6 protein-coding genes and 1 tRNA gene are annotated in these 5,729 nt (G+C 63.2%); 6 read left to right on the plus strand and 1 reads right to left on the minus strand.

Annotation, left to right across the window (positions count from 1 at the left end; genetic code table 11):
- The 4 genes from EOA24_RS25265 to EOA24_RS25280 form a co-directional block, all read left to right on the plus strand.
- A partial coding sequence (locus EOA24_RS25265) for a polysaccharide biosynthesis C-terminal domain-containing protein (RefSeq protein ID WP_189354195.1) occupies window positions 1-384 on the plus strand: 384 nt, incomplete at its 5' end.
- Window positions 384-1,664: a GNAT family N-acetyltransferase gene (locus EOA24_RS25270; RefSeq protein WP_126081067.1), complete on the plus strand. Its 1,281-nt coding sequence runs from the start codon at window positions 384-386 to the stop codon at window positions 1,662-1,664. The genes EOA24_RS25265 and EOA24_RS25270, both read left to right, overlap by 1 nt.
- A gap of 72 nt (window positions 1,665-1,736) precedes the next feature.
- Window positions 1,737-2,897 (plus strand): YncE family protein, encoded by a 1,161-nt coding sequence (locus tag EOA24_RS25275; protein WP_126081066.1) that lies wholly within the window; start codon window positions 1,737-1,739, stop codon window positions 2,895-2,897.
- 489 nt (window positions 2,898-3,386) lie between these two features.
- Window positions 3,387-4,412, plus strand: coding sequence for an ABC transporter transmembrane domain-containing protein (locus EOA24_RS25280; RefSeq protein WP_126081065.1), 1,026 nt, complete (start codon window positions 3,387-3,389; stop codon window positions 4,410-4,412).
- 152 nt (window positions 4,413-4,564) lie between these two features.
- Here the strand turns inward: EOA24_RS25280 and EOA24_RS25285 are convergent.
- Window positions 4,565-4,649: transfer RNA gene (locus EOA24_RS25285), tRNA-Leu, on the minus strand.
- A gap of 334 nt (window positions 4,650-4,983) precedes the next feature.
- Here EOA24_RS25285 and EOA24_RS25290 point away from each other — a divergent pair.
- On the plus strand, window positions 4,984-5,571 hold the full coding sequence (locus EOA24_RS25290) for a YqaA family protein (RefSeq protein ID WP_042641375.1): 588 nt from the start codon (window positions 4,984-4,986) through the stop codon (window positions 5,569-5,571).
- Window positions 5,572-5,596: 25 nt separating this feature from the next.
- Window positions 5,597-5,729 (plus strand): disulfide bond formation protein B (locus EOA24_RS25295; protein ID WP_127410175.1); only part of this gene is annotated, 133 nt, incomplete at its 3' end.

Below are 5,729 nucleotides of genomic sequence, written 5' to 3' on the forward strand. Positions count from 1 at the left end.
TTCTGGCCCTCGCTTTTGATGGCGCTGCTGGTGCTGGCGCTGGGCGAGCCGATGCTGGTGCTGTTCGGTCCCGAATTCACCGCCGGCTATCCGCTGCTCTTCCTGCTTGTGCTGGGCGTCGTGGCGCGCGCCGCCGTCGGCCCCTGCGAAAGCCTGCTCACCATGAGCGGCAACCAGAACATCTGCGCCGCCGTCTATGCCATGACGCTCACCCTCAACATCGGCCTCAACGTGCTGCTGATCCCGCTATTCGGCCTCTGGGGCGCGGCGATGGCCACAAGCCTCGCCATGGTGTTCGAGGCCGGCGCGCTCTCCTTCACCGTCTGGCGCAAGCTCGGCATCGTGATGGCGATCTTCGTGCCTGCAAAGAAGGAAATTGCCTGATGGCCGCCGTCCCGTTGCTCGAAGAGACCAGCGGCGGCCCCGCCGGCGCCATGGTCTCCAACCTTGCCGGCCTGGCGCGCGAGGTCGACCCTGCCCATATCGAGCTCTTCGCCAGCAACAGGCCGGAACGCAAGCTCGCCATCTACCCGGCCTCGGCCGGCTTCGACCTTGTCGAGGAACTCGACTATCTCAGCGCCCGCACGGTCGAGCCTAATGTCTTCTTCAACCCGCGCTTCCTGGCCCCGGCGATGCCCCGGCTGGAGGACCGCGAGGTGCGGCTGGCCGTCATCCGCGACGGCGACGAATACCGCGACCGGTTGCGCCTTCTGGTGCCCTTCTCGGTCGAGCGGCCGGCGATGCCGCTCGGCGTCCCGGTGATGCGCACGTGGTCAAGCCCGTTCGGCCCGCTCGGCACGCCGCTGGTCGACCGCGACGATCCGATCGGCGTCATCGAGGATTTCTTCTCGATGCTGTCGCGGCCGCATCTCAAGCTGCCAAAAGTCTTCGTGCTGCCCGACATGCGCCTTGACGGCCCGGTGGCGAGCCTGCTGACCTCCTTCGCCGACAGCCGCGGCCTGACCCTGGTGACCACCGGCAGGGTCGAGCGCCCGGTGCTTGAAAGCGACGCCGACGGCGAGGACTACCTCAAGGCGTCGCTGCGTTCGCATCACTATCGCGAATTTCGCCGGCTGAAGCGGCGCCTTGCCGACCTCGGCAAGCTCGAGCACATCGTGGCGCGCGGGCCGGACGAGATCCGCCATGCCATCGAAAGCTTCCTGACGCTGGAGGCCGCCGGCTGGAAGGGCCGCGAGCGCACCGCCATGGCGATCGACCGCTACCGCGCCGCCTTCGCCCGCGAGGCCGTGCACCGGCTGGCCGAGCAGGACATGTGCCGCATCCATCTCTTGACGCTCGATGGCCGCGCCATCGGCTGCCTGGTTGTCTTCGTCGAGGCCGGCGTCGCCTACACCTGGAAGACGGCCTATGACGAGACGCTCTCCGACTATTCGCCGGGCACGCTGCTGATGATCGAGGTGACCAAGCAGCATCTCGACGATCCCAACATCGTCATGACCGATTCCTGCGCGGTTCCGGACCATCCGGTGATGAGCCGCCTGTGGAGCGAGCGCAAGCCGATGGGCACGCTGGTGGTCGGGCTGACGCCGGACGCCGACCGGCTGGCCCGCCAGGCGGCCTCGCAACTGCACCTCTATCGCGAGACCCGCAACATGGCGCGCCTGCTGCGCAACCGCATGCGGAGCCTGTTGAAAAGGCGCTAGATGGGTGGCGAAACACCGGCTATGGCTTGCGGCGGCCGAGCCCGGCCGGCCTTCACTACAAAGCACTTCCAAATGATCGATACTGTCCTGCGCTTCGCTCGCCTTTGTGCGCCGCTTGTCCCGCTCGCCATGTTTCCGGATCGAGCCTCGGCCGACACCTGCCCGGAGGATTGCTCCGATGCGCCGCCTCCCCCGATCAACATCTACAGCCAGACCACGCTCGGCCATCTGAGCCCCGCCACGGCAGGCGCCCTGCCGCGCGTTTATGTGCCCAACCGCTCTTCCAACAGCGTCTCGGTGATCGACAGCGTAACGCTCAAGGAAGTCGACCGCTTCAAAGTCGGCAGCAAGCCGCAGCACGTCGTGCCGTCCTGGGATTTGAAGACGCTGTGGGTTGCCAACAACGGCACCGGCAAAAACGGCAGCCTGACGCCGATCGACCCGATGACCGCCAAGCCCGGCCAGCAGGTCCCGGTCGACGATCCCTACAACCTCTATTTCATGCCGGACGGCAGCGCGGCCATCGTCGTCGACGAGGCATTGCAGCAGCTCGATTTCCGCGACCCGCACACCATGGCGCTGAAATCGAGCCTGCCGACGCCGACCTGCCTTGGCATCAACCATGCCGATTTCTCGGTCGACGGCTCCTATGCGATCTTCACCTGCGAATATGGCGATGGCGGCCTGGCCAAGATCGACCTGAAGAACCAGAAGGTGCTCGGCCATCTCGACCTGTCCAGGATGGGCATGCCGCAGGACATCCGCCTGTCGCCCGACGGCAAGGTCTTTTACGTCGCCGACATGATGAATGACGGCGTATTCCTGATCGACGGCGACAGTTTCAAGGAAATCGGCTTCATCCCCACCGGCATCGGCACGCACGGCTTCGTCGTCAGCCGCGACGGCAAGCGGCTCTATGTCTCGAACCGCGGCTCGCACAAAATGGAGCAGGGCAAGGCCAAGGGTCCGGGCAGCGTGACGGTGATCGACTTCGCCACCCGCGCCGTGGTCGCGCAATGGCCGATCCCCGGCGGCGGCAGCCCCGACATGGGCAATGTCAGCGCCGACGGCAAGCAGCTATGGCTCTCCGGCCGCTTCGACAGCGACGTGTATATGATCGACACGACGAGCGGCGCCGTGACGAAAATCCGCGTCGGCCTAGAGCCGCATGGGCTCACCGTATGGCCGCAGCCGGGGCGCTACTCGCAAGGGCATACGGGCAATATGCGGTAGGGAGGCTGGACGCCGCCAATAGACTCAACGCAGCCGGCATTGTGTAGTCGACCTGCACGATCCTTTGAACGTCACGCCTGCCATTTTGCAGAGCGTCTGAATGTCGGGAAGCGGGAATTGCAGCTTATGATGTGCGCGCCAAATGCCTGCCACGCTCGCGCCGATCGTTCCAAGCCTGAAACGCATACTTCAAAATATCGACACGGACGGCTCTGACCTCTCCAGCGTATCTATCGCGCAGCCTGCCTGGTTCAGCTCGGATCGTAAATTCCCCTGGCCTTGATGCCGATCAAAGGGGCTCGCGGCCTTCTTCGCTATCAATCCGTGAAGATAGAGAACTCAGCCTCCTCATGTGGCGTGGGCTGGCAAAAAGCATGACCGGGCGGCAGTCCCGGGCCTGACAGAGGCTGCCTGTTCAGCAGGTCACCGACAGGGTGCGTTGCTCTGATCGGTTGGATCGGAAATGGATACGACGGAGGCGCACCAAAGGTGAGCGGAATTTTCGCGACAATTGCGCGGCGCTTCGCCCCGTTTGAGCCGATGGCCGACGCGATGCGCCCTGGCGAGAAGTTTCCCAGTTTTGTCCGGCGCGCCAGCGGCATGCAACAGGTCTATGTCAGCGTGATCGCAATTTCGGTTGCCTTGGCCAACTTTCTACCCATCGACCTGCAGAGACGGGTCGTCGATGTGGCAATTGCCGACAAGGACGTACGGGGGCTGCTGATGCTCGGCGGCCTTTATCTTGGGGCTATACTCCTGCATGCGGGCCTGAAATACGCACTGATCGTCTATCAAGGCTGGGTCGGAGAGAGCGTGGTGAAGACGGCCCGCGACCAACTCGCTCTCGTCGCCACGCAAAGGTCCGCGCGCGAGCACGCAAGGAGTGGTCAGACCGCCGGCATCATCGGCAACGAGATCGACTATGTTGGCGGATTTGTCGGCACCAGCATCTCTGATTGCGTGGTCAACGTCACGCTGATGGTCTCCGTCGCATTTTACATGACCTACATGCAGCCGGTGATCGCTCTGGTCAGCGGCCTGTCACTCCTGCCGCAAATCCTGCTTGCGCTTTATATGCAGAAGGACCTGAACACACTCGTGGAGCGGCAGGTCGCGCTGGTCCGAAAGCTTGGCAACCAAGCAGTCAATTCCTTCGCCAGCCACTCGACGAAGCGCCGAGCCGCCTTTCGCACCATACGCACGATCTTCAGCACCCGCATCGAATTCTATTTGTTGAAATTCGGGCTGAAGACGTTGCTGAATATAGCCAACGCGGCGGGGTCCCTGATGGTCCTGATCGTTGGCGGCTATCTTGTGATCCGCGGGCAGACGACGATCGGCACGGTCGTCGCCTTTATTTCGGGCTTCCAACGCTTGTCGGAACCCACAGGGGAACTTCTCGACTTCTATCGCTCCTATTCGCAAGCGAAAGTGCAATTCCGGATGATCGTCCAGTGGGTTGACGGCGATCATCCCGCGCAAACCGGACATTCCGCGCACAGAATAGATCGATGATCTTGCCAGCCTGTTGCCGGAACCGGTGCTCCGCAAGCGCAAGCCGATGGTTGGTAAACTATTGGCGCCCGTGGGTGACGGTCTTGCTTTTGTTAAGCGCCCTGCGCCGGTCGACCCGACGGTAAAATACGTCAACACCTGCATGAAGGTAGTGGTGCCCCTAGCCGGGATCGAACCAGCACTCCTTGCGGAACTCGATTTTGAGTCGAGCGCGTCTACCAATTCCGCCATAGGGGCTCAGGCCGGGCGGCCTGGATGGGCGCGGACTATACGGGCGGATGGGTGTTCGTCAACTGGCCTGTTGCGGATTTGCCCGCGCAACCGGCGGCATCGCCCACCCTTCGGCCTCGTGGCGACGCAGACATTGTGCGGCGCGGAAAATCTTTCTAGACAGGCGAAGCATTGAGCGCCTCGCATCCGGAAGCTGGATGCGGCGCTTTGGGTCCTTGTCTTCCTGCCTGCCGTTGCCCAAAACCGCCAAGCGTCCCGGGTGACATTGATCAGAGCAATTCCAGGAAAAGCGCGCTGCGGTTTTCCGTCCGGAATTGTGTCGACCGCATTAGGAGAGCCGATGCTTCGCGGACTTTACGACTGGACCCTGTCGCTGGCGGCGCGCAAATCCGCCGAATGGTGGCTGGCCTTCATCGCCTTCGTCGAAAGCTCCGTGTTCTTCATACCGGCCGACGTGCTGTTCCTGCCCATGGCGTTGGCGCGGCCTGATCGCGCCTATCGCTACGCCCTGACCGCCACGGTTGCCTCCGTGCTGGGCGGCATTGCCGGCTGGCTGATCGGCTACTATGCCTACGACACGATAGCGCGGCCGATCCTGGAGCATTTCGGCGGCCTCGACACCTTCGAGAGGTGGCAGTCGTCAGGCACCGGGCTGATGCTCGTGCTGCTCGTCACATCCGGCGCTGCGCACCTGCCGCCGATCAAGGTGGTCACCATTCTGGCCGGCGCGCTTCACGTCAACATTCTTGTCTTCGTCGTCTCGGCCATCGTGGCGCGCGGCGCGCGTTTCCTGCTGCTGGCCTGGCTGTTGCGCCGCTATGGTGAATCGATCCGGGAGTTCATCGAAAAGCGATTGGGATTGATCGTCGGCGCCGGCGCGGCTGCCCTGATTTTGCTCTATATCCTCGTCAGATACGCCCACGGATAGCGACGCAACAAACGGATCCGATTTGATGACAGCGACCATGAATGCCGACACCGGACGCCAGCGCACGCGCGCGGCGCTTTTTCTCGCCGTCGCCATGGCCGCGACCGTCGGCTCGGCGCTGGCTTTCCAATATATCGGCGGCTACAACCCCTGCCCCC

Origin of the sequence: Mesorhizobium sp. M2A.F.Ca.ET.039.01.1.1 (assembly GCF_003998035.1) — a bacterium.
Classification (GTDB): Bacteria; Pseudomonadota; Alphaproteobacteria; order Rhizobiales; family Rhizobiaceae; genus Mesorhizobium.

What these genes read in the sequence shown, in the direction of transcription:
- EOA24_RS25270 (WP_126081067.1), top strand. Translation starts at nt 384, where the DNA reads ATGGCCGCCGTCCCGTTGCTCGAAGAGACCAGCGGCGGCCCCGCCGGC.
- EOA24_RS25275 (WP_126081066.1), top strand. Translation starts at nt 1,737, where the DNA reads ATGATCGATACTGTCCTGCGCTTCGCTCGCCTTTGTGCGCCGCTTGTC.
- EOA24_RS25290 (WP_042641375.1), top strand. Translation starts at nt 4,984, where the DNA reads ATGCTTCGCGGACTTTACGACTGGACCCTGTCGCTGGCGGCGCGCAAA.